Origin of the sequence: Lacticaseibacillus sp. 53-4 (genome assembly GCF_016861805.1) — a bacterium.
GTDB lineage: Bacteria > Bacillota > Bacilli > Lactobacillales > Lactobacillaceae > Lacticaseibacillus.
In genome coordinates this window covers 1-962 of the sequence record NZ_BOLT01000037.1, presented here as the reverse complement: position 1 = coordinate 962, position 962 = coordinate 1, and the positions used below count along the sequence as shown (strand labels likewise).

Sequence of the window (962 nt, the reverse complement as noted above, 5' to 3'; positions counted from 1 at the left end):
CCGATGCATGGCGTAACAGCCTAGACCACTATCAAGAATTCGTTATCATCGTTGCACTTGACTTGAAAATTGAGGGACGATACTCTTTGGGATGACAATGGCAAGGTAGGTTATTTACAGACAGCATTTTACTCTGCTGGTGCACCAGGCCTCATTGCTGGCAAGGGCCAAGCTGCTCAAATCAATATTACTGGTACGGATACCGTAACAGCCCGGCTGCACTATAAGGCTGATACTGGAGACGATAAATATATCGAACTGCCAGACCTGACAAAAAATTATAAAGATGGTCAGGACACGATGGCGGAGACTGATTTTCCGCAGACCTTAAATGCGACGGATGAGGCCTTAATTCCCACGGGCTATCACTTAGTTGCTAATAGCCGTAAAATTCTAAATACAGGGAATGGCGGTCAGGATTATGATCAGGATCATCCTAATGGCACTGCAGCATTTGGCCAAGTGGCTAAGTATGATTTTGACGGTGACATTGTTCAGTACGAAATAGAAACAAAACCGACTGTCGTTTCTGGTCAGGTAACTTATGTTGACGATGACAATAACGGGTCAAAAGTTGGTGATCCTGTTAGCTTAGATGCTGCCAATGGGGCTACTGGGACTTATAATATCACGGTTCCGGAGCATTATGTTTTGGTGCCAAACCAACCATCAATAAGTAATGGCAAAGTGTCGTATATGTTGACCGATGATGCTAACAAGAACAGCTTCGTGATCCACCTGAAGCACAAGACGGCAGCTTCAACGCTGAGAACAACGCGGACTATCGTGTATACCGTGGACGGCTCTAAGACAGGAGCGCCGCAGGCGGTCACACAACCTGCTGTTACTTGGAATATCACGACCGATGAAGCGACCGGCCTGATCACCAAGGCGACGCCTCAGGGTTCCTTTGCCGAGGTCACGACCCCATCCAAGCCTGGTTACACACCAGACAAGGCAAC

At 47.5% G+C, this 962-nt stretch carries 1 pseudogene; it reads left to right on the top strand.

Going from position 1 to position 962, the window contains the following annotated elements:
* Positions 1-69: 69 nt before the first annotated feature.
* Positions 70-962, top strand: a pseudogene (locus JUF21_RS10685) (hypothetical protein); the annotation flags it as partial.